The sequence below is a fragment of the Pseudomonas sp. OV226 genome, from assembly GCF_003148705.1.
GTDB lineage: Bacteria > Pseudomonadota > Gammaproteobacteria > Pseudomonadales > Pseudomonadaceae > Aquipseudomonas.
Genome location: NZ_QGGS01000025.1, coordinates 41,110 through 65,831, shown reverse-complemented (window position 1 = coordinate 65,831; position 24,722 = coordinate 41,110). Strand labels below are relative to the sequence as shown.

Annotated in this window: 30 protein-coding genes; 5 read left to right on the top strand and 25 right to left on the bottom strand. The window is 58.8% G+C overall.

The annotated features are described in order from the left end of the window. Nucleotides 1–29: 29 nt before the first annotated feature. The 5 genes from C7534_RS27685 to minC form a co-directional block, all read right to left on the bottom strand. Nucleotides 30–1,319 carry a M18 family aminopeptidase gene (locus C7534_RS27685; RefSeq protein ID WP_109787711.1) on the bottom strand — a complete coding sequence of 430 codons (1,290 nt, stop codon included), beginning with the start codon at nucleotides 1,317–1,319 and terminating at the stop codon, nucleotides 30–32. A gap of 189 nt (nucleotides 1,320–1,508) precedes the next feature. Then, a complete protein-coding gene (locus C7534_RS27680; protein ID WP_046027121.1) occupies nucleotides 1,509–2,144 on the bottom strand; it encodes an RluA family pseudouridine synthase in 636 nt (211 codons plus the stop codon). Nucleotides 2,145–2,325: 181 nt separating this feature from the next. Further along, nucleotides 2,326–2,580, bottom strand: a complete 255-nt coding sequence (gene minE, locus C7534_RS27675; RefSeq protein ID WP_007944431.1) for a cell division topological specificity factor MinE — start codon at nucleotides 2,578–2,580, stop codon at nucleotides 2,326–2,328. Then, entirely contained in the window at nucleotides 2,580–3,392 is an 813-nt protein-coding gene (minD, locus tag C7534_RS27670) for a septum site-determining protein MinD (RefSeq protein ID WP_046027120.1), read from the bottom strand. The genes minE and minD overlap by 1 nt, the downstream gene beginning before the upstream one ends. 201 nt (nucleotides 3,393–3,593) lie before the next feature. Next, nucleotides 3,594–4,331 (bottom strand): septum site-determining protein MinC, encoded by a 738-nt coding sequence (gene minC, locus C7534_RS27665; protein ID WP_046027154.1) that lies wholly within the window; start codon nucleotides 4,329–4,331, stop codon nucleotides 3,594–3,596. A 118-nt stretch (nucleotides 4,332–4,449) separates the two neighbouring features. On the opposite strand from minC, the gene C7534_RS27660 reads away from it, so the two are divergent. After that, nucleotides 4,450–5,382 carry a lipid A biosynthesis lauroyl acyltransferase gene (locus C7534_RS27660; protein WP_046027119.1) on the top strand — a complete coding sequence of 311 codons (933 nt, stop codon included), beginning with the start codon at nucleotides 4,450–4,452 and terminating at the stop codon, nucleotides 5,380–5,382. Between the two features lie 35 nt (nucleotides 5,383–5,417). Beyond that, nucleotides 5,418–6,590 (top strand): patatin-like phospholipase family protein, encoded by a 1,173-nt coding sequence (locus C7534_RS27655; protein WP_109787710.1) that lies wholly within the window; start codon nucleotides 5,418–5,420, stop codon nucleotides 6,588–6,590. 140 nt (nucleotides 6,591–6,730) lie between these two features. Here C7534_RS27655 and C7534_RS27650 read toward each other — a convergent pair whose 3' ends face one another. From C7534_RS27650 to puuE, 8 genes are all read right to left on the bottom strand, one after another. Beyond that, nucleotides 6,731–7,516, bottom strand: a complete 786-nt coding sequence (locus C7534_RS27650) for an outer membrane protein OmpK (protein WP_046027117.1) — start codon at nucleotides 7,514–7,516, stop codon at nucleotides 6,731–6,733. Nucleotides 7,517–7,892: 376 nt separating this feature from the next. Beyond that, a complete protein-coding gene (locus tag C7534_RS27645; protein ID WP_109787709.1) occupies nucleotides 7,893–8,678 on the bottom strand; it encodes an outer membrane protein OmpK in 786 nt (261 codons plus the stop codon). Between the two features lie 88 nt (nucleotides 8,679–8,766). Beyond that, nucleotides 8,767–10,125, bottom strand: coding sequence for a nucleobase:cation symporter-2 family protein (locus C7534_RS27640; protein WP_109787708.1), 1,359 nt, complete (start codon nucleotides 10,123–10,125; stop codon nucleotides 8,767–8,769). 138 nt (nucleotides 10,126–10,263) lie between these two features. Then, nucleotides 10,264–11,589, bottom strand: coding sequence for a urate hydroxylase PuuD (locus C7534_RS27635; protein ID WP_046027114.1), 1,326 nt, complete (start codon nucleotides 11,587–11,589; stop codon nucleotides 10,264–10,266). A gap of 50 nt (nucleotides 11,590–11,639) precedes the next feature. Beyond that, entirely contained in the window at nucleotides 11,640–12,143 is a 504-nt protein-coding gene (locus C7534_RS27630; protein WP_008146154.1) for an ureidoglycolate lyase, read from the bottom strand. 127 nt (nucleotides 12,144–12,270) lie between these two features. Further along, the gene (gene alc / locus C7534_RS27625; protein WP_046027113.1) at nucleotides 12,271–13,266 is read right to left on the bottom strand and encodes an allantoicase; all 996 of its coding nucleotides are present in this window, start codon (nucleotides 13,264–13,266) and stop codon (nucleotides 12,271–12,273) included. Nucleotides 13,267–13,355: 89 nt separating this feature from the next. Then, nucleotides 13,356–13,871: a 2-oxo-4-hydroxy-4-carboxy-5-ureidoimidazoline decarboxylase gene (gene uraD, locus C7534_RS27620; protein ID WP_109787707.1), complete on the bottom strand. Its 516-nt coding sequence runs from the start codon at nucleotides 13,869–13,871 to the stop codon at nucleotides 13,356–13,358. Beyond that, nucleotides 13,868–14,794 (bottom strand): allantoinase PuuE, encoded by a 927-nt coding sequence (gene puuE / locus C7534_RS27615; protein ID WP_109787706.1) that lies wholly within the window; start codon nucleotides 14,792–14,794, stop codon nucleotides 13,868–13,870. Before puuE ends, uraD begins: the two co-directional genes overlap by 4 nt. 422 nt (nucleotides 14,795–15,216) lie before the next feature. Between puuE and uraH the strand changes: the two genes are divergently transcribed. Then, a complete protein-coding gene (gene uraH, locus C7534_RS27610) occupies nucleotides 15,217–15,570 on the top strand; it encodes a hydroxyisourate hydrolase (RefSeq protein WP_046027110.1) in 354 nt (117 codons plus the stop codon). 193 nt (nucleotides 15,571–15,763) lie between these two features. Here uraH and C7534_RS27605 read toward each other — a convergent pair whose 3' ends face one another. The 3 genes from C7534_RS27605 to C7534_RS27595 form a co-directional block, all read right to left on the bottom strand. Beyond that, nucleotides 15,764–16,390 carry a LysE family translocator gene (locus tag C7534_RS27605; RefSeq protein WP_046027109.1) on the bottom strand — a complete coding sequence of 209 codons (627 nt, stop codon included), beginning with the start codon at nucleotides 16,388–16,390 and terminating at the stop codon, nucleotides 15,764–15,766. Nucleotides 16,391–16,453: 63 nt separating this feature from the next. Next, complete coding sequence (locus tag C7534_RS27600) at nucleotides 16,454–17,803, bottom strand: NCS2 family permease (RefSeq protein ID WP_109787705.1); 1,350 nt, start codon at nucleotides 17,801–17,803, stop codon at nucleotides 16,454–16,456. A gap of 317 nt (nucleotides 17,804–18,120) precedes the next feature. Further along, complete coding sequence (locus tag C7534_RS27595) at nucleotides 18,121–18,567, bottom strand: MarR family winged helix-turn-helix transcriptional regulator (protein WP_046027107.1); 447 nt, start codon at nucleotides 18,565–18,567, stop codon at nucleotides 18,121–18,123. Between the two features lie 82 nt (nucleotides 18,568–18,649). Between C7534_RS27595 and C7534_RS27590 the strand changes: the two genes are divergently transcribed. Continuing rightward, on the top strand, nucleotides 18,650–19,816 hold the full coding sequence (locus C7534_RS27590) for an aminotransferase-like domain-containing protein (RefSeq protein WP_109787704.1): 1,167 nt from the start codon (nucleotides 18,650–18,652) through the stop codon (nucleotides 19,814–19,816). A 65-nt stretch (nucleotides 19,817–19,881) separates the two neighbouring features. On the opposite strand, the gene C7534_RS27585 is transcribed toward C7534_RS27590, so the two are convergent. The 8 genes from C7534_RS27585 to C7534_RS27560 form a co-directional block, all read right to left on the bottom strand. Beyond that, nucleotides 19,882–20,253 carry a glutathione S-transferase N-terminal domain-containing protein gene (locus C7534_RS27585; protein ID WP_046027105.1) on the bottom strand — a complete coding sequence of 124 codons (372 nt, stop codon included), beginning with the start codon at nucleotides 20,251–20,253 and terminating at the stop codon, nucleotides 19,882–19,884. Nucleotides 20,254–20,357: 104 nt separating this feature from the next. Next, entirely contained in the window at nucleotides 20,358–20,903 is a 546-nt protein-coding gene (gene folE, locus C7534_RS27580; RefSeq protein WP_010456659.1) for a GTP cyclohydrolase I FolE, read from the bottom strand. 22 nt (nucleotides 20,904–20,925) lie between these two features. Further along, a complete protein-coding gene (locus C7534_RS27575; protein ID WP_256594830.1) occupies nucleotides 20,926–22,071 on the bottom strand; it encodes a site-specific integrase in 1,146 nt (381 codons plus the stop codon). Beyond that, nucleotides 21,975–22,316, bottom strand: coding sequence for a hypothetical protein (locus tag C7534_RS33000; protein ID WP_256594829.1), 342 nt, complete (start codon nucleotides 22,314–22,316; stop codon nucleotides 21,975–21,977). The genes C7534_RS27575 and C7534_RS33000 overlap by 97 nt, the downstream gene beginning before the upstream one ends. A 45-nt stretch (nucleotides 22,317–22,361) precedes the next feature. Continuing rightward, nucleotides 22,362–22,619: a hypothetical protein gene (locus C7534_RS27570; RefSeq protein WP_109787701.1), complete on the bottom strand. Its 258-nt coding sequence runs from the start codon at nucleotides 22,617–22,619 to the stop codon at nucleotides 22,362–22,364. A gap of 66 nt (nucleotides 22,620–22,685) precedes the next feature. Beyond that, entirely contained in the window at nucleotides 22,686–22,862 is a 177-nt protein-coding gene (locus C7534_RS32650; protein ID WP_177412292.1) for a hypothetical protein, read from the bottom strand. After that, nucleotides 22,859–23,233, bottom strand: a complete 375-nt coding sequence (locus C7534_RS27565; RefSeq protein ID WP_109787700.1) for a hypothetical protein — start codon at nucleotides 23,231–23,233, stop codon at nucleotides 22,859–22,861. Before C7534_RS27565 ends, C7534_RS32650 begins: the two co-directional genes overlap by 4 nt. Nucleotides 23,234–23,300: 67 nt before the next feature. Next, nucleotides 23,301–23,747: a hypothetical protein gene (locus tag C7534_RS27560; protein ID WP_109787699.1), complete on the bottom strand. Its 447-nt coding sequence runs from the start codon at nucleotides 23,745–23,747 to the stop codon at nucleotides 23,301–23,303. A 72-nt stretch (nucleotides 23,748–23,819) separates the two neighbouring features. On the opposite strand from C7534_RS27560, the gene C7534_RS27555 reads away from it, so the two are divergent. Beyond that, complete coding sequence (locus tag C7534_RS27555) at nucleotides 23,820–24,245, top strand: hypothetical protein (protein WP_256594828.1); 426 nt, start codon at nucleotides 23,820–23,822, stop codon at nucleotides 24,243–24,245. On the opposite strand, the gene C7534_RS27550 is transcribed toward C7534_RS27555, so the two are convergent. Continuing rightward, nucleotides 24,246–24,659, bottom strand: a complete 414-nt coding sequence (locus C7534_RS27550) for a DUF1937 family protein (RefSeq protein WP_109787697.1) — start codon at nucleotides 24,657–24,659, stop codon at nucleotides 24,246–24,248. Nucleotides 24,660–24,722: the final 63 nt, after the last annotated feature.

Here is a 24,722-nt window from a genome sequence, read left to right as displayed (position 1 = left end):
GCGAGCCTGCTCGCGAAGCCTTTCAGCGGCTACGGCAATTCCTGGCAGGCATAGAACGCGCTCAGGACTTTGACCAGGTGCGCCAGGTCGTGGCTGCCGCACAGTTCGCGGATCGAGTGCATGGCGAACGTCGGCAGGCCGATGTCGACAGTGCGCACGCCCAGGTGGCTTGCGGTGATCGGGCCGATGGTCGAGCCACAGCCCATGTCGCTGCGCACCACAAAGCTTTGCACCGGTACTTCTTCGGCCATGCACAGGTGGCGGAAGAAGCCGGCGGTTTCGCTGTTGGTAGCGTAGCGCTGGTTGCTGTTGACCTTGATCACCGGGCCGGCGTTGAGTTTCGGGCCGTGGTTGGCGTCGTGCTTATCGGCGTAGTTCGGGTGCACGCCGTGGGCATTGTCCGCCGACACCAGCAGGGATTTCTGGATGGTGCGTACGAACTCGTCACCTTCAGGCAACAGGCGACGCAACGTCTGCTCGAGCATCGGGCCATCGGCGCCGCAGGCCGAGCAGGAACCGACTTCTTCGTGATCGTTGCAGACCAGCACACAGGTTTCGTCCGTTTCGGCGGTCAGCAAAGCTTGCAGGCCGGCGTAGCACGACAGCAGGTTATCCAGGCGCGCCCCGGCGATGAAGTCACCATGCAGACCGATGACCGCAGCGCTTTGGGTGTCGTAGAAACTCAACTCGTAGTCAAGAACGACATCGGCGTTCAAACCATGCTCGAGCGCCAACTGATTGGTCAGTACGGCGCGGAAGTCCACGCGCTCGTCACCGGCGAATTGCGCAAGGATCGGCGGCAGTTCGGTTTGCGCGTTGATCGCCCAGCCCATGTTGGCTTCACGGTTGAGGTGAATGGCCAGATTGGGGATGGTGGCGATGGGCGCCTTGAAATCGATCAACTGGCTTTCGACCTTGCCATCACGGCGGAAGGTCACGCGGCCGGCAAGGGACAGGTCACGGTCGAACCACGGCGCCAGCAACGCACCGCCATAGACTTCGACGCCCAATTGCCAGAAACCCTGGCGTTGCAGCTCCGGCTGGGGCTTGACCCGCAGGCATGGGCTGTCGGTGTGCGCGCCCACCAGGCGAATACCGCCATGCAGTGGCGAATGACGGCCCATCTTGAACGCGACAATCGAGGAGTCGTTACGGGTGACGTAGTAGCGACCGTTGGCTTCGGTGGTCCATGGCTCGCGTTCGTCGAGGCGTTGATAGCCCGCCGCTTCCAGCCGCTGAACAAGGCTGGCGGTGGCATGGAACGGGGTAGGGGAGGCCTTGAGGAAGTCGATCAGGCCTTGGTTCAACTCTTCGCGCATAAGAAGCTCCAGACAGCAGTGGCGCCAGTTTAACGTATTGGTCAGAGAATTGGCGGTGGGCTGCGGGTGTGGAAAATCACTTGTAGGAGCCGAACTTGCTCGCGAAGACGATGCCACATTCCACGTGGATGTCGGCTGACAGACCGCTATCGCGAGCAAGCTCAGCTCCTACAGATTAATCATCGGCTGTCAGAACGGTGCCGGGCACTCGAAGCGCAAACGTTCGCCGGTTTGCGGATGAGTAAAGCTCAGCATGCTGGCGTGCAGGCACAGGCGCGGCCAGGCGGCCAGGGCTTGCTCATGGGCGTAGAGCCCGTCACCCAACAGCGGGTGGCCAATGGAAAGCATGTGCACGCGCAGTTGGTGCGAGCGGCCGGTGATCGGCGTCAGTTCGACGCGGCACCAGTCGCCGCAGCGCTCCAGCACACGCCAGAATGTCAGGGCGTTTTTACCGAATTCGTGGTCGACCACATGACGAGGCTTGGTCGGCGGATCGTAGCGCAGTGGCAAGTCGATGCTGCCGCTGTCCAGTTCCGGTTGACCCCAGCACAGGGCGGTGTAGGCCTTTTCGGTTTCGCGATCGTGAAATTGCCGAGACAACTCGCGATGGGTGTCCGGGTCACGGGCCAGCAGAATGATGCCGGAGGTTTCCCAGTCCAGACGATGGACGATTCGCGCTTCCGGGTAGCCGTTTTCCTGCAGGCGGGTAATCAGGCAGTCCTTGTTGTCATCGGCCCGGCCGGGCACGGAGAGCAACAGGGTCGGTTTGTTCACCACCAGTACGGCGGCGTCCTGATGGATGATGTGAACGTTGGACAACGGCATTAAAACAGCCTCGTAACAAACGCCAACGGCGGCTCAGAACCTCGCACCCTGTAGGAGCCGAGCTTGCTCGCGATAGCGGTGGTTCATTCAACATCGTCGTTGAATGTAAAACCGTCATCGCGAGCAAGCTCGGCTCCTACAGGGGCGCAAGCCTGAGCCGCCGTGGCTACCGCTGGATCGATTAACGATCCGGCAGGGTGATGTTGAGTTCCAGAATCGAGCAACTGCCCTGGTTTTCCAGAGCGACGTGCACGTCATCGGACCCGATGTTGACGTACTTGCGGATCACTTCGACCAATTCCTTCTGCAAGGCTGGCAGGTAGTCCGGGGTACTGCGCTGGCCGCGTTCATGCGCCACGATAATCTGTAGACGCTCTTTCGCTACCGATGCGGTACTTGGCTTCTTGTTGGCACGAAAGAAGTCAAAAATGTTCATTACCTACCTCCAAACAGGCGCTCGAAGAATCCCTTCTTCGTTACATCGAGAAAACGATGTTCCTTTTCTTTGCCCAAGAGGCGATCAACCGTGTCGCTGTAGGCCTGACCTGCATCGCTCTGGTCGTCAAGAATCACTGGCACGCCCTGGTTGGAAGCCTTGAGCACCGCCTGGGATTCCGGAATCACGCCGAGCAATTTGATCGAAAGGATTTCCTTGACGTCTTCGACGCTGAGCATTTCGCCTTTTTCGACACGTTCCGGGTGGTAGCGGGTAATCAGCAGGTGTTCCTTGATCTGCTCTTCACCACGTTCGGCACGACGGGACTTGCTGGCCAGCAGGCCGAGCATGCGGTCCGAGTCACGTACCGAGGACACTTCCGGGTTGGTCACGACAATCGCTTCATCAGCGAAATACATGGCCAGGTGGGCGCCTTTCTCGATGCCCGCCGGAGAGTCGCAGACCACGAATTCGAAGTCTTCTTTCAACGCCATCAGGACTTTTTCCACGCCTTCAGTGGTCAGCGCGTCTTTGTCCCGAGTCTGGCTGGCGGCCAGTACGTAAAGGTTTTCCAGGCGTTTGTCTTTGATCAGCGCCTGTTGCAGGTTGGCTTCGCCATTGACCACGTTGACGAAGTCATACACGACGCGACGTTCGCAACCCATGATCAGGTCGAGGTTACGCAGGCCGACGTCGAAGTCGACGATAACTGTTTTGTGACCACGCAGAGCGAGGCCGGTACCGATAGCGGCGCTGGTGGTGGTCTTACCCACACCACCCTTGCCGGATGTAACCACGAGAATCTTGGCCAAGGTGTTTCACCCCTAAGGAAAAAGGACTTTTAGCCCCTGAAAAACATCTCTTGAAAAACTACTGCAGTCGGACAGCCTTGGCTGGAATACGGTCCTGGGCGGGGTTTACCTCCGGTAAACACTGCCTTTGGCCGTTTTCCTACTTCGTTTGAGCCGTTTTCGCTACGTTTTAGAGATGCTTGGAAAATGCGGCAGTATCCGTTAAAGCCGAATGATGTTCAACACGTCGCCGGACAGGCTGACCTGTACGCCCGCACCCCACAAGGGATCTCGACGCAGATCCTCGGAAACCTTGTAGTGGCCTGCGATGGACACCAGTTCAGCGCTCATTTGCTGACAAAAAATCCTGGCTTTCGTGTCACCTTTGACGCCGGCCAATACCCGGCCGCGCATAGGGCCGTATACATGGATGTTCCCATCGGCGAGAAGTTCCGCACCCGGGCTGACCGAGGAAATCACCACCAGATCGCAGCCTTGTGCATAAATCTGCTGACCGCCGCGTACGGGCGAAGTGATGATTTTCGTCGGTTTGATAGTCGGTTCCGGTGGTTTTTCCGGTTTTTTCTTCACCTGGCCTTCGAGCGGATCAAGCGGGCGCTCACGGGCACCGGACGGCGGCAGCACCGGCAGATCGACCGCAATGGCGGCAGCGATGTCTTCGATGCGGCTGGCGCGGATGGCCAGGGTACGCAGGCCGTGTTGACGGCAGACACGCATCAGGGCCGGCAAGTCCACCGCGCCTTCGCTGGCCGGGAGCTTGTCCAGGGCCAGCACCAGCGGGGCGTTGCTGAAAAAGTTGGGTGCCTGTGCGACCTTGGCGGCCAGTTGCCGATCAAGGTTCTCGAGGTCGTTGCGGGCCAGTTCCAGCACCGTAATGGCAAGCATGCTGCCCTTCAACTGGAACACGGGATCCTGGTCTTGCAGTTCGGTTTGGCTCATGGTCGGCATACAACGGCTTGTCACTAAAAGTGCCGAGACTTATAACGAGAACGCCCGCAAGCCGCAAGCCGGGTCGAACGATGTAGAATGCCCGGCCATTGTCTTTCCGGAACCTTTAATGGATCGCCCGCGTTTTCGAACAGCATTTCTTTCTCCGCGTTTCTGGCCGCTGTGGTGTGGCTTGGGGCTGTTGTGGCTGGTTGTGCAGTTGCCGTATCCGGCGTTGCTGTTTATCGGTCGCCTCTTGGGGGCCGTGATGTATCGCCTGGCCGGCGACCGACGGCGCATTGCCAAACGCAATCTCGAACTGTGTTTCCCTGAAAAATCGCCCGCCGAGCGCAAGCGGCTGCTCAAGGAAAACTTTGCCTCCACCGGTATCGCCTTCTTCGAAATGGCGATGAGTTGGTGGTGGTCGCGTCAGCGCCTGGCCAAACTGGCCCATGTCGAAGGGCTGGAGCACCTGAAAAAGGCTCAGCTCGAGGGCAAGGGCGTGATCCTGATGGCGGTGCATTTCACCACGCTGGAAATCGGCGCGGCGCTGTTGGGGCAGCAGCACACCATCGACGGCATGTACCGCGAACACAAAAATCCGTTGTTCGACTACATCCAGCGCCGTGGTCGCGAGCGGCACAACCTCGATTCGCTGGCGGTAGAGCGCGACGATGTGCGCGGCATGCTCAAATTGCTGCGCGCGGGCAGGGCGATCTGGTACGCGCCGGACCAGGATTACGGCGCCAAACAAAGTATTTTCGTGCCGCTGTTCGGCATTCAGGCCGCGACGGTCACCGCCACCAGCAAGTTTGCCCGGTTGGGCAAGGCGTTGGTGGTGCCGTTCACACAGGAGCGCCTGGCGGACGGTAGCGGCTATCGACTGGTGATTCATGCGCCACTCGAAGGGTTCCCCGGCGAAACCGAAGAGGCCGATTGCATCCGCATCAATCAGTGGGTCGAAGGCGCCTTGCGCGAATGCCCGGAGCAATACCTCTGGGCTCACCGCCGCTTCAAGAGCCGTCCACCGGGCGAGCCGAAGCTGTACAAAAAACGCGGTTGAGTGACCGATCCCTTTAAGCGCCATGGAGTGTTGCGATGAGTCCTGCTGAACCGGTTACAGGGTTGATTCTTTCCGGCGGTGGGGCTCGGGCGGCGTATCAAGTGGGGGTGTTGGCGGCGATTGCCGAGCTATTGCCGGTGGGCGCAAGCAACCCGTTTCCGGTGATCGTCGGCACCTCGGCCGGGGCGATCAACGCGGTCAGCCTGGCCAGCGGGGCGATGGATTTTCGCGGCGCGATCGAAAAACTGACGGCGTTCTGGCAGGGCTTTCGCAGCCATCTGGTGCTGCGCAGCGATTGGCCCGGCGTGATCAGCCAGGCCAGTCGCTTTGTCAGTCACAGCCTGTTGGGCATCGGCGCTCAGGTGCCGGTGGCATTGCTGAACAGTTCGCCACTGCGCGGTTTGCTCAATGACAAACTGAACATGGCCGGCATCGCCGAAGCGATTGCGCAAAAGCAATTGCAGGCGGTGGCGGTGACTGCGTTTGGCTATGAGTCCGGTCAGGCCGTCACCTTCTATCAGGGCGGCGGCACCATCGATTCGTGGTTGCGTCATCGGCGCATCGGCGTTCCGACTGCATTGAGTGTCGAGCATTTGCTGGCCAGCTCCGCCATTCCGCTGTTGTTCGCCCCGGTGAAAATCGGCGACGAGTACTTCGGCGACGGCGCCGTGCGCCAATCCGCCCCGATCAGCCCGGCGCTGCACCTGGGCGCCAGCCGCGTGCTGGTGGTGGGTGTCAGCGGCAACCCGCGTGGCGTCGACCCGCAGCAACCGCTGCAACGCACCTACACCGGGCAACAGCCGACGCTGGCGCAGATCGGCGGGCACATGCTCAACAGTACGTTCATTGATAGCCTGGAAAGCGACATCGAGCTGTTGCAGCGTCTGAATCAGTTCAGACACTTGATGCCCGATGGTACGCCGACCCGTGCGCTGGGCGTGGCGCCGGTAGACGTGCTGGTGATTTCGCCGAGTCAGCCGATCGACGAGATTGCGGCGCGGCATCGGCAGGAATTACCGGCAGCGTTGCGCCTGTTTCTGCGTGGGCCTGGGGCTACGAAGACGAGCGGGGCGGGGGTGTTGAGCTATTTGCTGTTCGAGGCGGGGTATTGCAGCGAATTGATTGAGCTGGGGCGACGCGATGCGTTGGCCAAGCGTGGGGAGCTTTGCCGGTTTCTGGGATTGGTGGAGTCTGTGGTCCCGGCTTGAGACTTGTGGTGCGGCCATCGCGGGCAAGCCACGCTCCCACAGGGTTTTGTGTCGTTTAAACAATTTGAGAACGACCTGAAACCCTGTGGGAGCGTGGCTTGCCCGCGATGGCGTCCTCGCAGACGCCACTTACAGCCGGATCAGAAGTGGAACTTCACCAAGAGGCTCGTCACGTTCTGATTGGTCGTAAAGGCACCGGAATCTTCGATCCCGTATTTGTTTTTCCAGTAGTCGTATTCAACACCGACATACAGCTGCTTCGCACCGAAATTCAGCGCCTTGCCCAAGTCATATTTGACCTGTGGGTTGAAGTGCAGGTTGGCGTGGTATTCGCCTCGGCTGTTGACGTCGTTGTCGACGACCCAGTCCATGTAACCGTCGATCAGCACACTCGAACTGCCCACTGGAATGGTGTAAGACCAGACCGGGGTGATTTGCCAGACGTTGTCGCCTGGGCGATCGCCTTCGGTGTGACGGTTGTAGAAGTTCAACTGGAAGTAGTCGAAGCCCGGAATAGCCAGGTCGAAACCCGGGCCGATCAGGTAGGACTCGGTATCGTCCTCACCAAACTCGTAGGTCATGGCCAGCAGTACATCTTTGATCGGGCCGAGTTCGAATTTCTGGTCGAAAATCTTGTTGAACGACAAGCGCGGGCTGAGCTCACCGTAATGAGTGTTCTTGCCCGCAAAGGCGTCTTCCTTGCCGTTGTAGAAGATCTTGTCGATAAAGAAGAAGTTGTCGCCGTATTTCCAGCCATCGGCGTGTTCGAACGTCACGGTCTGCTGAATGGCAGGGTTGACCTTGAATTCTTTACCGTAGAGGTAAGTCAGGCTGTTGGTCTGCCATTGCAGCAAGTCGCCGGCCATGGCCTGGCCCCCGGCCAGCATCGATCCCGCCAACATCAGGCTAGTGCACGTACGTTTCATTCGGTTGCTCCCAAAAAGTAGGTGGTTCCACGTTATTTTTTTAAGGTCGGCGCTCTGGTGTGGCGCCTGTTTCTGTAGCGGTAAAAAATCATCCAATCGGTCAGCTTTAATGCTGTTAGCAAGAGCTGCGCCAAGGCTTTCAAAAAGCAAAAAAACTCCCGCTCGGCTGCTCAAGAACAGTCGATTGAGAGGGGGGGTGGAATGCCTTGGTACCGTCCAGAGCCGGGATAAGTTGGCCTTCTGGTCAGGAATTAAATCCGGGCTTTTTTTTAAAGCGGATTCAGGCGGCCGCGGAGAATACTGACTCCTTGGCCAGGTCTCAAGTGCCCCGCAACAGCGCACCGACGACAGGTTTGGGGCACGGTTGCCGGTCATCTTAGAAATGCACCTTCACCAGCAGGCTGGTGGTGTTTTCATTGGTGTCGAAGTTAGAGGTGTTCTCGATGCCGTATTTGTCTTTCCAGTAGCTGTATTCGGCGCCGACGTACACCTGTTTCTCACGCCAGCCCAGGGCTTTGCCCAGGTCATATTTGATCTGCGGGTTGAAGTGCAGGTTGGCGTGATAGGTGCCGTGTGAGTTCTGGTCGTTGTCCACCACCCAATCGATGTAGCCGTCGATCAACACGTTCGAGTTGCCCAATGGCAGGGTGTAGGACCAGGCCGGGGTGACTTGCCAGACATCGTCGCCGGGGCGCGAGCCTTCGGTCTGACGGTAATAGAAGTTCAAGGTGAAAAAGTTGAAGCCCGGGACAGCGAGGTCGAAGCCGGGGCCGATCAGGTAGGCCTCGGTGTCGTCTTCGCCACTTTCGTAGGTCATGGCCAGCAGCACGTCTTTGATCGGGCCAAATTCGAAACGGCGATCGAGGATTTTGCCGAAGGAGAGGCGCGGGCTGAACTCGCCGTAATAGGCGTGGGCGCCTTTGTTCCGGTCTTTCTCGCCGTTGTACCAGGTGCTGTCGACGAACAGGAAGTTGTCGCCGTACTTCCAGCGGTCGGCGTGTTCGAAGGTTATCGTCTGCTGGATCGCCGGGTTGACCACGAAATCCTTGCCGTACAGGTAGCTCAGGCTGTTGGTTTGCCACAGCAGTAAATCGCCAGCCATGGCCTGACTCGCGGCCAGCAGGCCACCACTCAACAGCACGTTGGTTTGTGTCCGAATCATCTGTTGCTCCCTCTTGTTTTTATTGTTCGAGGCGCAGGTTGTGGCCAGGGGGCTGACCACAGGCGGACCCCCTTGGTTGTTCGTCAGATCAATGGGTGTGTGCGTGGCAGTCGTTGATGGCTGCGCGTTCGGCGCCACCCAGGATGTTGAACAGCAGGTTCAGCGTCAGCGCGCTGAGGGTGGCCATCGCGATGCCGCTGTGGGTGATCGGGCTCATCCACACGGGCAGGTGGGCGAAAAACTCCGGGCGTACCACCGGGATCAGCCCCATGCCGATGCTCACCGCCACCAGCAACTGATTGCGACGGTCACCGATGTCAGCTTCCTGGAGAATCTTTATTCCGGTCGCCGCGACCATGCCGAACATCGCAATCGCCGCGCCGCCCAGTACTGCTGGCGGAATCGATGCGACCAGAAACGCGGCCTTGGGCAGCAGGCTCAGCACAATCAGCAAACCGCCGGCAACGATGGTGACCGAGCGGCAACGCACACCGGTCATTTGCACCAGGCCGATGTTTTGCGCAAAGGAGGAGTGGGTGAAGGTGTTGAAGAACCCGGCGAAAAACGAGGCGCCGGCATCACACAGCAAGCCGCGACGCAGCATCCGCGGGCAGACTTCCTGGCCGGTGATTTTGCCCAGGGCGAGGAACATCCCGGTGGACTCGACGAAGATGATCACCACCACCAGGCACATCGACAGGATCGGCGCGAGTTCGAACTTCGGCATGCCGAAATGCAGCGGGGTGACGAACTGAACCCACGGTGCGCTGGCCATGCCGCTGAGGTCGACCATGCCGATCACGCCGCAGATCACGTAGCCCAGGCACATGCCGATCAGCACGGAAATATTGACCCAGAAACCGCGCATGAAACGGTGCACCAGCAAAATGGTGCCCAGCACCAGTGCGGCGATGGCCAGGTAAATCGGTGAACCGAACTGAGCGGCGCTCGCACCGCCGCCGGCCCAGTTCACGGCCACGGGGAACAGCGACAAACCGATCGAGGTGATGACCGTGCCCGTCACCAGCGGCGGGAAGAAGCGTACGACTTTGGACATGAACGGCGCGATGAGCATGCCGAAGAACCCGGCGGCGATGGTTGCGCCGAAGATCCCTTGCAGACCGATTCCGGGCATGCCGGCCATGGCGACCATGCTGCCGACCGCAGCGAAACTGGCGCCCATCATCACCGGCATGCGAATGCCCATGGGGCCGATGCCCAGCGACTGAACGATGGTGGCGATGCCGGCGACCAGCAGGTCGGCGTTGATCAGGAAGGCGATTTCTTCATGACTCAGGCCAGCGGCCTGTCCGATGATCAGCGGCACCGCGATGGCGCCACCGTACATCAGCAGAACATGTTGCAGACCGACCAGGATCAGTTGCAAAAGGGGCAAACGCTGAATGGCGGGTGCGTCGGGGATGCGCGCTGCGGATAGCTCGGACATGCAACACCTCGGATCTTTTTTATTCTTGTGATTTTGTGCATCAGGTAGACCGCGTTGCGGCCAATCGCAGGCAAGCCAGCTCCCACACAGACAATGCAAAACCTGTGGGAGCGAGCTTGCTCGCGATGCTTTTGCTACTTAGTTGGTCGGTGCTCCCTGAACAATCCAGGCACCGATCAGGTCACGTTCCTGCTGGGTCATCTGAGTGATGTTGCCCAGTGGCATGATCTGGCTGGTGACGGCTTGAGCCTGGATCCGCGCCGCGTTCTGGCGGATTTGCTCGGGGGTGTCGAACATCACGCCGGCCGGGGCGGCACTGAACAGCGGGCTGGTTGGTTTGGCCGAATGGCAAACCGCGCAACGCTCCTGAATCACACTGTGCACCTTGTCGAAACCGGGGCCTGCGTTGGACGCTTGCGCCGGTGCGGCGGCCGGTGCGGCGGCCGGTGCGGTGGCGGGTGCTTCGGCGGGCTTGATTTCAGCAGGTTTCAAACCACCACCCAGCGCCGTTTCCGGCAGCGGCTGGTATTCGATTTTTGCCGGAGCCTTGGCCACGTCCGGGCTGGTCATCGGTGCGGGACCGGTGACGTAAGCCAGGCTGATCATGCCAACTGCCGCGACTGGCAATGTCCAGGCGAACTTGTGGCTGTCGTGACGGGTGTTGAAGTAGTGACGCACCAACACCGCCAACACCGCGATCCCGGCCAGGATCAGCCAGTTGTACTGGCTGCCGTAAGTGCTCGGGAAGTGGTTGCTGATCATGATGAACAGCACCGGCAAGGTGAAGTAGTTGTTGTGACGCGAACGCAGCAGGCCTTTGGCCGGCAGGGCCGGATCGGGCGTGCGGTTCTCGGCAATCGCCGCCACCAGTGCGCGCTGCGCCGGCATGATGATGCGGAACACGTTACCGACCATGATGGTGCCGATGATCGCGCCGACGTGCAGGTAAGCACCGCGTCCGCTGAACACTTTGCTGAAGCCGTAGGCCGCGCCAATGATCAGTACGAACAGGATGAACCCGAGCAGGGCAGGGCGCTTGCCCAGGGCCGAGTCACACAGGAAGGAGTAGACGAACCAGCCGACGAACAGCGAGCCGATGCCCAACAGTACGCCTTCAGGACCGCTCAGGGCGCTGCCCGGTGCCAGCAGGTAGAGCGTCGGGTTGGAGTAGAACACCACGCACAGCAGCGCGATCCCCGACATCCAGGTGAAGTAGGCTTCCCATTTGAACCAGTGCAGGTTGTCCGGCATGGTCGGTGGAGCCAGTTTGTATTTTTCCAGGTGGTAGATACCGCCACCGTGGATTGCCCACAAATCGCCAGCCAGCCCACTTTTCGGGTTGACCCGATTGAGGTTGTTTTCCAGCCAGACGAAATAGAACGACGCACCGATCCAGGCCACGCCAGTAATCATATGAACCCAGCGCACGCTGAGGTTCAGCCATTCCAACAGATGTGCTTCCACAGTCTTTACCTCTCGCCTGTCACTCTGTTGTCGAGTGATCAGACCTTCTCTTATTGGTGGGGGGCGAGGATCAAACGCTCATCCTCTTTGAAAAAATGCTCATCGCAGTTATTGCCTGTGCCACTGCGATCAACCACCAGGAAGTCATCCCGCTTTTCGATCGTCAGCACCGGGTGGTGCCAGACGCCGCGATGGTAATTAATGCCCTGCCTGCCGTTGGTGACGAAGGCGCGGACCAAGCCTGATACAGGTTCATCGCCAAGTGGCGCGACCACGATCAGAAAAGGGTTGCCGAGCAGCGGAATAAACGCCTGGCTGCCCAACGGGTGACGCTCCAGCATGCTGACGGTCAGCGGCATGTCCTGCGCGTCAGCGCGGAAGATGCTGATGATCGCGTTATCTTCTGGCTTCGCGGTTTCAACCGTCGCCAGTTTGTGAAAACGCATGGTCGAACCGTTGTTGATCATGAAGTGATCGCTGCCGTCGGTTTCGATCACGTCACCGAAAGGGGCGAAGGCTTCTTTGGTCAGCGGTTCAATCGTCAGTGTGCGCATGCTGTCTTCTTACCTTGAATTCGTTGTTGTCTGTTCTATTGCTATCGCGGGCAAGCCCGCTCCCACAGGTTTTGTGTACACCACAGTTCCTTGTGGGAGCGGGCTTGCCCGCGATTGGGTTCAGCGCTTATTTAGCGACCTTGCCCAGTACGCGCAGGCGGCTCACACCACCATCCGGGAACACGTTCAGGCGGATGTGGGTGATCGGGCCCAATGCCTTGATCTGCTCGGCGAAGGTGTGTTCGGCGTGCATTTCCAGTTTCTGCGCCGGCAGCAATTCGCGCCAGAACAACGATTGGGTTTCGATCTGGCTGTCGGTGCCGCCCTTCACGAAGGCGCCCTGGATCGAGCAAGTGTCCGGGTAGTTGCCCTTGAAGTGCAGGGTGTCGACGATGACTTTTTCAATCTCGCCGGCATGACCCAGCGCGACGATCACCCAGTCATTGCCTGGCGTGCGACGACGTGCGGTTTCCCAGCCGTCGCCCATGTTGATGCCACGACCCGGGTTGAGGATGTTGCTCATGCGACCGAAGTGTTCGTCGGAGCAGGCGAGGGCGCGGCCACCATTCAGGGCTGCGGCCAGGTCGATTTGCTCGTTGTCGCCAACAGCCGACCAGTCGCGGTGCGGCACGCCGTACACACGCAGACGGGCCACGCCGCCATCCGGGTAGATGTTGAAGCGCAGGTGACTGAACGCCTGATCGTTGTTGATTTCGTGGAAGTGGTGGCTGTTGCCTTGCAGTTCGACGGCGGACAGAACTTCAACCCACTGGGTGTTTTCGGTCGGCTCGCCTTCAGCCAGGAAGCAGGCTTCCAGGGAGGCCGACGGCGGGAAGTTGCCGGTGAAGAATGAAGTGTCGATGTCGACGCCTTTGATCGAGCCCGGTACGCCCAGGCGGATCACCGCGCTGTCGTAGCCTTCGAAGCGCTTGCGGCGCGACTCCCAGCCGTCCATCCACTTGCCGTTGTCATCGAACACGCCTTCTTTCCACACAGCCGGGGTCGGTTGGAACAGGCGGTTGGCATCAGCGAACCAGTCATCGGTGACCGAGATGATTTTGGTGCCCAGGCGGGCGTCGGCCAGGTTGACGAACTTCTCGAAAGGTACGGCGTAAGCTTTCATTCTTCTTGTCTGCCTTTAATAAGTTGGCTTGGGATGCTTGCGAGGCCCTGGGTGAATCAGCGTTCTTGAATCCACTCGGGCCAGGCTTGCTATAGGGTCAGTAATCGGAACAGGGCGATCTTGTTGATCTCTGCCAGCGCACATTTGAATTCGGTGTCGACCGAGTTGTGGATGCGCGTTTCGAACGCTGCGAGGATCTGATGCCGGTTGCTGCCTTTTACCGCCATGATGAAGGGAAACTTGAACTTGGCTTTGTAGGCGTCGTTCAGCTCGGTGAAGCGCTGGAACTCTTCGGCCGTGCATTGGTGAATACCGGCGCCAGCCTGTTCATGGGTGCTGGCTTCGGTTAGTTGGCCCTGGACGGCAGCTTTGCCGGCCAGGTCCGGGTGAGCGTTGATCAGGGCAAGCTGGCTTGCGTGATCGGCGCTCAACAGGATGTCGCTCATGCGCTGGTGCAGGGTTTCGATCTCGTCGATCGAAGCGTCCTGGCCCAGGTCAAAGGCCTTCTCGGCCACCCATGGCGAATGTTCGTAGATGTCGGCGAAAGCGGCGACGAACGCGTCACGGCTCAGGCTCGAAGGTTTGACGGTTTGAAAGGTGCTCATTTCGCAGCCCCTTGGTACGGGTGGGTTTCGTGCCAGTGGCGAGCGATGTCGACGCGACGGCTGAACCACACCTGTTCATGACTTTTAGCGTATTCGATAAAGCGCTTGAGCGATGCCAGACGCGCCGGACGGCCGATCAGGCGGCAGTGCAGGCCGATCGAGAGCATTTTCGGTGCGTCGGCGCCTTCGGCGTACAGCACGTCGAACGCATCTTTGAGGTATTCGAAGAAGTCGTCGCCCTTGTTGAAACCCTGGACCTGGGTGAAGCGCATGTCATTGGTGTCCAGGGTGTACGGGATCACCAGGTGCGGCTTGCCAGTCGGGTTGTTCGGTTCCCAGTAGGGCAGATCGTCGTCGTAGGTGTCGCAGTCGTAGAGGAAACCGCCTTCTTCCATCACCAGGCGACGGGTGTTGGGGCCGGTGCGACCGGTGTACCAGCCCAGCGGACGTTCACCGGTGATTTCGGTGAGGATGCGGATCGCTTCGAGCATGTGCTCGCGTTCCTGGGCTTCGTCCATGTACTGGTAGTCGATCCAGCGATAGCCGTGGCTGCAGATCTCGTGGCCGGCATCGACCATCGCGCGGATCACGTCCGGGTGGCGCTGGGCGGCCATGGCCACGGCGAAGATGGTCAGTGGAATGTCGAATTCCTTGAACAGCTTCAGAATCCGCCAGACACCGGCACGGCTGCCATACTCGTAAAGCGATTCCATGCTCATGTTGCGCGCGCCTTGCAGTGGCTGCGCCGAGACCATTTCGGAGAGGAAGGCTTCGGATTCTTTATCGCCGTGCAGGATGTTGCGCTCGCCGCCTTCTTCGTAATTGAGTACGAAAGACAAGGCAATGCGGGCGTTCCCCGGCCAATGTGGGTGAGGAGGGTTACTGCCGTAACCGATCAGGTCGCGTGGGTAGTCAGCGCTCACTGCAGTCTTCCTTCTTAATTCGGTGATGACGTTGGCGCGACGTGCCTGAACATTGAGTGCCAGGCTGGCGTCACAGCGATGGGCTGATTGTATACAACTTTATATTCACTTTGTAAGCCTGAATTTTTGCATTTTTCGCGAACTGTCATGAATTGATGATACTGCAAGAAACCTGCCTGACCGGTCAGCTAAATGGTAGAGGCTCCTCTGATCTTATGAGGTGGCGCAAATTCGCCGGAAATTCCCGACTGGCGGGCATCGAGGTAAATATGTCGTTTTTATTGTGTACAATTTTTTTGAAAAGTGTCTTAATCAATCGCTCGCCGCAGCGTTTCGTGCTCCGAACCGGTGCGGTCTCCTTTTTAACTGACTTCGGGAGGCGCGAGGTCTGACTGCTTGACGCAGGCAGGCGCGCAGAATCAATGGGACGTTTGACTACACACGTTTTGGACGCAGCACACGGTTGCCCGGGCAGCTCGATCAAGGTCGAGTTGTACCGCGTTGAAGGATCGCAGCTGGAATTGGTCGCCAGCGCGATAACCAACAGCGACGGTCGGGTCGATGCACCCCTGCTGCAAGGCGATGACTACCGTACCGGGGTCTATCAGGTTCAGTTCCATGCGGGCGATTACTACCGCGCCCGTGGCGTTGCGCTGCCGGAGCCGGCATTTCTGGATGTGGTGGTGCTGCGTTTTGGCATCTCTGCCGAGCAGGATCACTACCATGTGCCACTGCTGATTTCGCCCTATAGCTATTCCACGTACCGCGGCAGCTGATCCCCCAAGCAGCTACCACAACCTGGAAGCGACTGCGCATATAGCTTCTTTGGTCTTTCGCCCGCTCACACTGCGGGCTTTTTTTCGTCTGGAGAAATGTTGCCTGTGCCGACGCCATCGCGGGCAAGCCCGCTCCCACAAGGAGTTGTGGCGCTCACATAACCCTGTGGGAGCGGGCTTGCCCGCGATGCTCTTAGCGGCTCAACAAAGATGCAGCGCCTGCACCACCAAACAACCCCGCACTCACCCGGTTAAACCAGCTCTGCCCCTTGCCGCTACGCAAATACCGCGCCGCACCATGCGCACCCAGCCCATAAGCCAACTTGCACAGCAGATCGAGCACGGTCCAGGTCGCAATCATCACCAGCAACTGCGGCAGGAACGGCTGCTCGGCGCTGAGGAACTGCGGCAGGAAGGCGGCAAAGAACAGAATGTCTTTCGGGTTGCTCGCGCCCAATACAAACGCGCGCCCGAACAGGGCACGAAAGCGCGGCACTGGCGCCGCCAGAGGCACTTCGGCGCCCACCGACGGCTGGCGCGATTGCTGCCAGCTCTGCCAGGCGAGGTAGAACAGATAGAGCGCGCCGACGATTTTCAGCGCGCTGAACAGTTGTTCCGACGCCAACAGCAAGGCGCCCAGGCCCAGCGCCGAGGCACTGAGCAAGCAAATCGAGGCAATGACACCGCCGAGAAACGCCGGGTAAGAACGGCGCAAACCGTAATTGAGACTGTTGCTGATCATCAGCAAAGACAGCGGCCCCGGGATCAGGATCACTACCAGCGCAGCGCCGCTGAACAGCAGCCAGGTTTCCAGACTCATCACTTTCCTCCAAATGTGCAAAAGCCCCACCCGGTGGGTGAGGCGGGTTGAAACGAGGACCGCTTACAAGAAGATGAACTTGGCGATGAAGATCGCGCAGAGCACCCACAAGCTGACGGAGATTTCCTTGTATTTACCGGTACCGGCCTTCAGCGCCACGTAGGTGATGAAACCCAGTGCGATGCCGTCGGCGACCGAGAAGGTCAGCGGCATCATGATCGCGGTGACGATCGCCGGAATGCTATCGGTAGCTTCGTCCCATTCGATGTGCTTCATGCCGCCCATCATCAGCATCGCCACATAAATCAGCGCGCCGGCGGTGGCATAGGCTGGGATCATCCCGGCCAGGGGGGCGAAGAACATCGCCGCGATAAACAGCACGCCGACGGTGACCGCCGTAAGGCCGGTGCGCCCACCCGCCGCAACACCCGCGGCGCTTTCCACATAGCTGGTAACCGGCGGAACACCCACAACCGCACCAAATACGCTGGACGCACTGTCAGCTTTCATCGCGCGGGAGAGGTTTTCGATCCGGCCGTCAGCGCCGACCAGGTTGGCGCGCTGGGCCACGCCCATCAGCGTGCCGGCGGTGTCGAACATGTGCACAAAGAGGAAAGCCAGGACCACGCTGATCATGCTGACGTTGAAGACGCCGGCGAGGTTCATGGCCATCCAGGTCGGGGCCAGGCTCGGCGGGGCGGACATGATGCCCTCGTAATGCACCAGGCCAAGACCCCAGCCAGCCAGGGTCACGGTGATGATGCTGATGAGGATCGCGCCGAACACTTTGTGGTAGCTGAGGATGGCGATCATCAAGAAGCAAACGGCGGCGAGCAGCGGGCCGGGTTCGCGCAGGGAGCCGAGCTTGATCAGGGTCGCCGGGCTATCGACGACGATGCCTGCGGTTTTCAGGCCGATCAGGCCCAGGAACAGCCCCACGCCGGCGCCCATGGCGAAGCGCAGGCTGACCGGAATGCTGTTGAGCAGCCATTCGCGAATCCGCGAAAAGGTCAGGATCATGAACAACACACCGGACACGAACACCGCACCGAGGGCGGTTTCCCAGTTGTAGCCCATGGTGCCGACCACGGTGTAGGTAAAGAAGGCGTTCAGTCCCATGCCCGGCGCCAGGCCGACCGGCCAGTTGGCGTACAGGCCCATCAGCAGGCAACCCAATGCAGCGGCGATGCAGGTGGCGACAAACGCGGCGCCGTGATCGATGCCGGCATCGGCCATGATGTTCGGGTTGACGAAGATGATGTAAGCCATGGTGATGAAGGTTGTCAGACCGGCGATCAGCTCGGTCTTCACCGTGGTGCCATGCAAGCTGAGTTTAAAGATGCGCTCCAGCCAGCCATTGCGTAAAGGCGGCGAGAGATCCAGCGTCGATGCTTCGGATTTGCGGCTTTCCACAGCGAGTACTCCTCAAGAGTTTTATTGTTATTTCCAGGGCCGGACCCATGAGGGTGGCAGCGGCCCTTTGAGGCACTTGCGAATTTGTTGACCGTACGGTCAGAAACTCGCACGAAGTGGATTATGCTTTTGTATACAAAGAAAGCAAATAATGTTTTTGATTTTGTCGACGAAATATTTGGCGATAGGGGTATATCGCCAGGAAGGACGCCATCGCGGGCAAGCCACGCTCCCACAGTTGACCGCATTCCCCTGTAGGAGTGAGCCTGCTCGCGAAGGGGCCAAACCACCCACTACAAATCCATCAACCAGAACACTCAGTCCGCAAGCACCTGGGTTTGCCCCAGCGCCTTGTTCACCGCCAACCACCCATTCACCGCCGTCTCCCCGGCCTCGGCAAACACCCGCTCAAGCAATTTCACTTGCTCGCGCCGCAACGATTGCTCGAACCGCGCGCCATCCTCAGTCAACTCCAGCAGGCGTTTCCGCTTGTCAGTTTCTGACGCAACACTGTTCACCAAATGCATCTCTACCAACTGACGCAACGGCATGTTCAGCGCTTGCTTGCTCACGCCGAGCAGCGCCAGCAACTCCTTCACGCTGAGGTTCGGATAACGGGCGATGAAAAACACGATGCGTTGATGCACCCGGCTCAAGCCGCGACGTTCGAGCATTTCATCGGCTTTGGCGGTGAACGCCTGGTAGCCAAAGAAAAACGCTTCCATGGCCTGTTGCTGGGATGTCGGGTTTTTAAGGTCAATCATGTTGACGTATCCGTCAGGTCTGTCGTAATTTCGGTCAACAAGTTTGACTCATTTTCCTCAGGCCTCGCTACCGGTGACTCTCATGGCTTTTTCCGAACGTGTCTCGCGCCTCAAAAGTTCTTTGATCAGAGAAATCCTCGCGGCCGCTCAACGTCCGCAAGTGATGTCGTTTGCCGGTGGCTTGCCGGCCGAAGCCATGTTGCCGAAGGTGGAATGGGCCGACTTGCCGTTGTCCATGGGCCAGTACGGCATGAGCGAAGGCGAACCCGCATTGCGTGAAGCCCTGGCAGCAGAGGCGCGGGCGCTGGGCGTGCCGTGCGAGGCGAGTCAGGTGCTGGTGGTCAGCGGTTCCCAGCAAACCCTCGATCTGGCGGCCAAGCTCTATATCGATAAAGGCACCGAGGTATTGCTCGAAGCACCGACGTATCTGGCGGCGTTGCAGATCTTCCAGCTGTTCGGTGCCGACTGCATCACCGTGCCGCAGCAAGCGGATGGCCCGGACCTGATGCAGTTACGCGCACGCCTGGAAAAACATCGTCCGGCGTTCATCTACCTGATTCCAACGTTCCAGAACCCATCGGCAGTGCGTTACAGCGAGGCCAAGCGCGATGCCGTGGCGGCATTGCTCGACGAGTTCGGTGTGACCCTGATCGAAGACGAGCCTTATCGCGAATTGACCTTCGACGGCGCCAGCGCCACGCCGATTGTCAGTCGCTTGAAGAAAGCCAGCTGGATCTACACCGGCACCGTCTCGAAAACCCTGTTGCCGGGCCTGCGTGTCGGTTACCTGATTGCCAGCCCAGACCTGTTTCCGCATTTGTTGAAGCTCAAGCAATCGGCGGACCTGCACACCAACCGGATTGGCCAATGGCAAGCGCTGCAATGGATCGGCACCGAGAAATACCAGCAGCACCTGAGTGAGTTGCGCAACTTCTACCGCTGCCGTCGAGACGCATTTGAAGCAGCACTGCAAACGCACTTTGCCGATCTGGCGGACTGGAACGTGCCCCAGGGTGGGTTGTTTTTCTGGCTGACGTTGAAACAGCCAATGGACACACGAACCCTGCTCAATGCGGCGTTGGACAATGACGTGGCATTCATGCCGGGGGAACCGTTCTTTCCCGAGCCGGACAACCATCACGGGCATCTGCGGCTGAACTTCAGTCACATTGACCCGGCTCGACTGGATGAAGGGCTGAAGCGATTGGCGGCGGTCGTGCGTCAGGCTCTGGCGGCTAAAGCAGCCTGAGGGGGGGGGCAGAAACAAATAAACCGGCTCAAGGGCCGGTTTATTTTTGTCTGGAGTTTGCGGTGTCAGGCTGCCGCGAATCGCTTGTCCAGATAATCAATGATCACCTTGGACTCATACATCCAAGTGGTCTGGCCGTTCTCTTCGATACGCAGGCACGGCACTTTGATCTTGCCACCTTGTTCCAGCAGAGTCTGGCGATCCTGCTCGTTGTTCTTCGCATCGCGCAGGGCCACCGGCACGTTCAGGCGGCGCAGGGAGCGGCGGGTCTTCACGCAGAACGGGCAGGCGTGGAATTGATACAGTGTCAGGCCCTTGGCGGCCGCTTCGACCTGAGCCTGAGCAGCGGCAGGGCGCTGTTTCTTGCCCGGACGGGTGATGAAGTCGATGAAGATGATCAGTTGGCCAAGGCCGACACGAAGCGCTTTTACGAACACGTTGAAAGCCTCACGGTGCGAATGAAGAAGGGCGCGCAGCTTACCTGATTTTTTGCGGACGAAAAAAAACCGGCGATGAATGCCGGTTTTCTTCGTGCGGCCTGTTACTTGATCAGGCTGAGAAACTCGCTGCGGGTGGCGGCGTTTTCGCGGAACTCACCGAGCATCACCGAGGTGATCATCGACGAATTCTGTTTCTCCACACCGCGCATCATCATGCACATGTGCTTGGCCTCGATCACCACCGCAACGCCCAGGGCGCCGGTGACCTGCTGGACCGCATCCGCGATCTGGCGGCTGAGGTTTTCCTGGATCTGCAAGCGGCGGGCGTACATATCGACGATGCGCGCGACTTTCGACAGGCCCAATACTTTGCCGCTCGGGATATAAGCGACATGGGCCTTGCCGATGAACGGCAGCAGGTGGTGTTCGCACAACGAGTACAACTCGATGTCCTTGACCAGCACCATTTCGCTGTTGTCGGAGCTGAACAAGGCACCGTTGGTGACTTCTTCGAGCGTCTGTTCATAACCGCGGCAGAGGTACTGCATGGCTTTGGCGGCACGTTTTGGCGTGTCGAGCAGGCCCTCGCGGGAGACGTCTTCGCCCAGTTGGCCAAGGATCGCGGTGTAATTCTGTTCCAATGTCACAGAGCTGTATTCCGTATGGGTTCTAGAGGGGTACGGTTTCTGTCTGTACCAATTTTGTACCAATCAGGCTTTGTTCAAGCTTCCCGACTTCGCTCCAGTCTTCACTGGAATTGATCCACCGGGCGTAAGTCGACAGTAGCATTTGCACGCTGTGGCCGAGCTGATTCGCAATGAACCCGAGGTTCATGCCTGCCATGAGGCACATGGTAGCGTATGTGTGACGGCAGTTGTATTGCCGTCTGGCCCTGATCTTCAATGCGGCCAGTGCCGCCTTGAAGTGTTTGTCGGTCACGCTGGCCTGCTGGATAAACTCAAAGCTCTTGGTCGGCGGGAACACGTACGGTGAATGCTTGTGATGCCGCCGGCTCTGCTTCGCCCTCAAATCGGCCACACTCTTGGCCACCTCAATTGCATTTAATGCCCTGCTGTTCAGCATGACTCGCCGAGCTTCGCGGGTTTTCGTGCGCTCCTCTATCTTGTAGTCCGCGACGATCCGACACACGTTGGCGACGCGCGCCTCTGTATTCACCTCATCCCAGCGCAACGCCGCTATCTCCCCTGGCCGCATGCCGGTGTAAAACGCGAACTCGAAGTACGCCGCGTATACCAGCATCGAACCGGTCAGCACCTTATATAGGTGCCCGATTATCAAATCCGCCTCCACTACCGTAAATGGATCCACCGGCTTCTTCGCCTTCACCGGCAGTTCAATCGAGCCAACCGGGTTCCGTGTGATCAGCTCGTCATTCACCGCACACTCAAACATCGTGTGCAGGCGCTGGATCGCCGAGCGTTTCACTGTCGAAGATTTCCACGGTGTCTCACTTACAATTTTTCGCAGCGTTGCCGAACTGATTTGATCAATCGGCAGCAACGCCAAGTGAGGCATCCAATAAAGGTTGAGGGATATCCGGTAGTTCTTCCGGGTTCCGCCCACGACTTCCCGACTGTCGAGCCAGGTCTGCGCATAGCCGCCGAAGAGCGGTGTCGCAGAATAGGTGGAGTAGGTTGAGTTCGGGAACAGCTCGGCGTAACGCTGGTCGTCCATCACGCCGTGCTTGATGAGGCTGATTACTGTAGCGCGTAGATCTGCGGCTGCTTTAATGCCTTTTGGCGTTTGGGGATAGGGGAGGGTCTCGCAGCGGCGGAATTTCCAGGTGAAGCGAATCCGGACTGACTGGCCCGCGAATTCAACTCCGGCGGGCAATCCCAAAGGCTTTCTAGCCATGCCTCATATCTCCTTATGCTGTAGTAAATTTGCCCATCAATCTCGTTCCACACCCCCTTCGGGATGATGTTGCGCTGGCGCTTGCCCTGGAGTGCGCGCCGGGTCGTGCCGACCATTTCCGCGAAGTTCTTCTCGGCGATCTTGTCGGACAGGTACTCAGCCGGTATCTGTTCTGCTGCTGCCATGATGATGCTCCATGCCGCGCGTGGCGGCAGAAGGTGGTGATGGGTTTAAGCTTTGAATTCAGCCGCAGGGCACAGGGTTCGCGCGTGATCGAGCAGCTCAGCCGACCAGTCGCGCCCTACGCCGTCATCGAAGGCGAAAAGCATTCCGCCCAGCGCCTTTCGAAGCGATTCGTTTTCGGCGGACATCTCCGCAAGCTTGCGGTGCACATATCGGGCTGTGGTTTCGCCACACAGAGAGTCGCCCGGGATCGCGCGGCCTCGCAGGACGCCTTCCCATTCATGGACGGTAAATTGTTCAGACATGATTATTCCTTCGCCCGCCGCACACCGGCAGGCTGGCTGAGTTGTAAGATTCGGGTTTACAGCTGGTCAGGCAAGGAAGTGGTGGCCGACTGTCACAGCGGCGGCGCCTGCTTCGGTGGAAAACATCAGCTGAGTCTTGCTGGGAGAACCCCAGCTTTCGTAGGAGACATCTACCCACCAGTTGCCGAACTTGCGGTAGGGTTGGCTGAGTACTTCAGTGACGTAGCAATCGCAGAGATTCATGGTTTCACCTTCAGGCCAGCGGCTTCGATGAATTTTGAGCAGGCATGACGCATACCGTTGGCCGCGTGATAGGCGTCCATGTAGCTGTCATCCAGCGCTTCCTCTGGTTCCTCTGGAACGGGATAAGGCGGCGGCAGCTCGATCACCAGCGATTCGCGGGATACCTGCCATGCCCACCAGACTATTTCCACCCAGAACGAGTCGTACATGCCCTGCTCGCGGCGGTGCAGTTCGTAGTAGGTTGGAGGTTTCTCAAAGTTGCCATCGCGCTTGAGCATATGGACGGCAGAGGAGCGGAAGCCCTCGCCATGACTGGCAACCTGGTGCTGGACGAAAGCCGCCTCGAACTCTTCGCGCATCTTGTCTGTCATCACCGCCTCCCCCTGTAGCAGTACACATAGGCGAACCAGGCGAGGGCTGGTGCTGTGAGCAGGATCATCAATAATCCCCCCAGCCCAAGCCCTGAATGTATTCGTTCGGGATTGTCACGGCCTCGACAGGAATCGTGCTTTCGACTTCGAGGTTGCCGAAGTACCCAATAGCCGCCTTGGCCCGCTCCATCGACAATTGCGCGTGCCGCATCTGCCAAGATTTGCGCGCCTTGTACGATCGCAGCGCCAGTGCCTTGTCGGTGTAGGCAAAGCGTCGGCCCCAAGTTCCGCCTTCCTTCAAGACGCGCTTGCGGCGTTTCTTCACGGCCTCGGCGGTCCAGCTGTATTGCGGGCCGTTGACCAGGTCGCAGGTATGTTTGTCGCCGATGTAGTAGCACTGCGCCGTCTCGCCGATCACTTGGTAGGTGATGCAGTGCACTTCAAGACCATCGGGCCCAATGGTGTCGATGTAGCGGTAGTGCTCTGGCCAAGCCGTTTTCATTTCTTCAGGCATGACTTCGTCCTTGCCGCTATAGCGGCTGACTTTGAAGGGGGAGGGAATTGATGTGCTTTACTGAGGCATTCCGTGCCGGCACTCGCAAGCAACAAAGGACGCTCAGAATTGGTCAGGTATTTTTTGTTTGTGTTGGCGCTGCCCTTTAATGTGGCTTTCGCGTACGAGCCTCAGCGTGCAATCACCAATCTTGCGCATGAGTTAGCTGAGTGCGCAGGTTTCTATTTGGTTTCAGCGAAAGTTTTCGACACTCAGCATCCAGAATTGGCTGAGCGTGGCCGAAATGCTGCAGATACCGCAATGGAGTACTCGACTGCACTCACAAATGAGAAACTGACTCTGGCAAGAACTGAGATGGCTATAAAGTCGATGATGAAAGAGATCGACAATGACGGCGCAAATTTTTCAATTCTTTTAAACAACTACGCCGAGCAATGTGGCAAAACGGTCTCTGACCCGGTAAAGCGAATGGAGTATTGGCAGAAGAAGCAGGATTGATCAGCCTGCAATCTCCATCGACACCAGATCATGGGCATTCACAACCGTCATACCGTTGAATTCGGCTGCGGTCGGCAGATCCTCCAGGCACGCGAAGATTGGGATGCCAAGTTCGCGCGCCCGGTGAACCTCGCCGAGCGTGCCCGCGCTATATCGCCACCCGTTGATCAGCACGACAGCGTCGCATCGCTCCATCAGCGCCATGGTGCCATCGAGGAAGAACTGATCCTGGTCCGGCAAGTCATCGTCGAAGTGCGCGGTGTTCGTGTGGGGGCAGATCGGGAACCAGCCGAGGCGTGCGGTGCTGACCGCGACCGACCTGGCCACCGCAATGTTTTCGGCGATCAGTTCGCGGGTTGCTGCGCGATAGGGGCCGGCCACGTAGATGACTGGGATTTTGTTTTCTGTGGGCATGGGGCGTCCTATGCCGGGTCATGCCCGGGCGGTGGAGTGGGGAGTTGGAAAAAGCCCAAGAGG

What these genes read in the sequence shown, in the direction of transcription:
- C7534_RS27685 (WP_109787711.1), bottom strand. Translation starts at nt 1,319, where the DNA reads ATGCGCGAAGAGTTGAACCAAGGCCTGATCGACTTCCTCAAGGCCTCC.
- C7534_RS27680 (WP_046027121.1), bottom strand. Translation starts at nt 2,144, where the DNA reads ATGCCGTTGTCCAACGTTCACATCATCCATCAGGACGCCGCCGTACTG.
- minE (WP_007944431.1), bottom strand. Translation starts at nt 2,580, where the DNA reads ATGAACATTTTTGACTTCTTTCGTGCCAACAAGAAGCCAAGTACCGCA.
- minC (WP_046027154.1), bottom strand. Translation starts at nt 4,331, where the DNA reads ATGAGCCAAACCGAACTGCAAGACCAGGATCCCGTGTTCCAGTTGAAG.
- C7534_RS27660 (WP_046027119.1), top strand. Translation starts at nt 4,450, where the DNA reads ATGGATCGCCCGCGTTTTCGAACAGCATTTCTTTCTCCGCGTTTCTGG.
- C7534_RS27655 (WP_109787710.1), top strand. Translation starts at nt 5,418, where the DNA reads ATGAGTCCTGCTGAACCGGTTACAGGGTTGATTCTTTCCGGCGGTGGG.
- C7534_RS27650 (WP_046027117.1), bottom strand. Translation starts at nt 7,516, where the DNA reads ATGAAACGTACGTGCACTAGCCTGATGTTGGCGGGATCGATGCTGGCC.
- C7534_RS27645 (WP_109787709.1), bottom strand. Translation starts at nt 8,678, where the DNA reads ATGATTCGGACACAAACCAACGTGCTGTTGAGTGGTGGCCTGCTGGCC.
- C7534_RS27640 (WP_109787708.1), bottom strand. Translation starts at nt 10,125, where the DNA reads ATGTCCGAGCTATCCGCAGCGCGCATCCCCGACGCACCCGCCATTCAG.
- C7534_RS27630 (WP_008146154.1), bottom strand. Translation starts at nt 12,143, where the DNA reads ATGCGCACACTGACGATTGAACCGCTGACCAAAGAAGCCTTCGCCCCT.
- alc (WP_046027113.1), bottom strand. Translation starts at nt 13,266, where the DNA reads ATGAAAGCTTACGCCGTACCTTTCGAGAAGTTCGTCAACCTGGCCGAC.
- uraD (WP_109787707.1), bottom strand. Translation starts at nt 13,871, where the DNA reads ATGAGCACCTTTCAAACCGTCAAACCTTCGAGCCTGAGCCGTGACGCG.
- uraH (WP_046027110.1), top strand. Translation starts at nt 15,217, where the DNA reads ATGGGACGTTTGACTACACACGTTTTGGACGCAGCACACGGTTGCCCG.
- C7534_RS27605 (WP_046027109.1), bottom strand. Translation starts at nt 16,390, where the DNA reads ATGAGTCTGGAAACCTGGCTGCTGTTCAGCGGCGCTGCGCTGGTAGTG.
- C7534_RS27595 (WP_046027107.1), bottom strand. Translation starts at nt 18,567, where the DNA reads ATGATTGACCTTAAAAACCCGACATCCCAGCAACAGGCCATGGAAGCG.
- C7534_RS27590 (WP_109787704.1), top strand. Translation starts at nt 18,650, where the DNA reads ATGGCTTTTTCCGAACGTGTCTCGCGCCTCAAAAGTTCTTTGATCAGA.
- C7534_RS33000 (WP_256594829.1), bottom strand. Translation starts at nt 22,316, where the DNA reads ATGGCAGCAGCAGAACAGATACCGGCTGAGTACCTGTCCGACAAGATC.
- C7534_RS27570 (WP_109787701.1), bottom strand. Translation starts at nt 22,619, where the DNA reads ATGTCTGAACAATTTACCGTCCATGAATGGGAAGGCGTCCTGCGAGGC.
- C7534_RS32650 (WP_177412292.1), bottom strand. Translation starts at nt 22,862, where the DNA reads ATGAATCTCTGCGATTGCTACGTCACTGAAGTACTCAGCCAACCCTAC.
- C7534_RS27565 (WP_109787700.1), bottom strand. Translation starts at nt 23,233, where the DNA reads ATGACAGACAAGATGCGCGAAGAGTTCGAGGCGGCTTTCGTCCAGCAC.
- C7534_RS27560 (WP_109787699.1), bottom strand. Translation starts at nt 23,747, where the DNA reads ATGCCTGAAGAAATGAAAACGGCTTGGCCAGAGCACTACCGCTACATC.
- C7534_RS27550 (WP_109787697.1), bottom strand. Translation starts at nt 24,659, where the DNA reads ATGCCCACAGAAAACAAAATCCCAGTCATCTACGTGGCCGGCCCCTAT.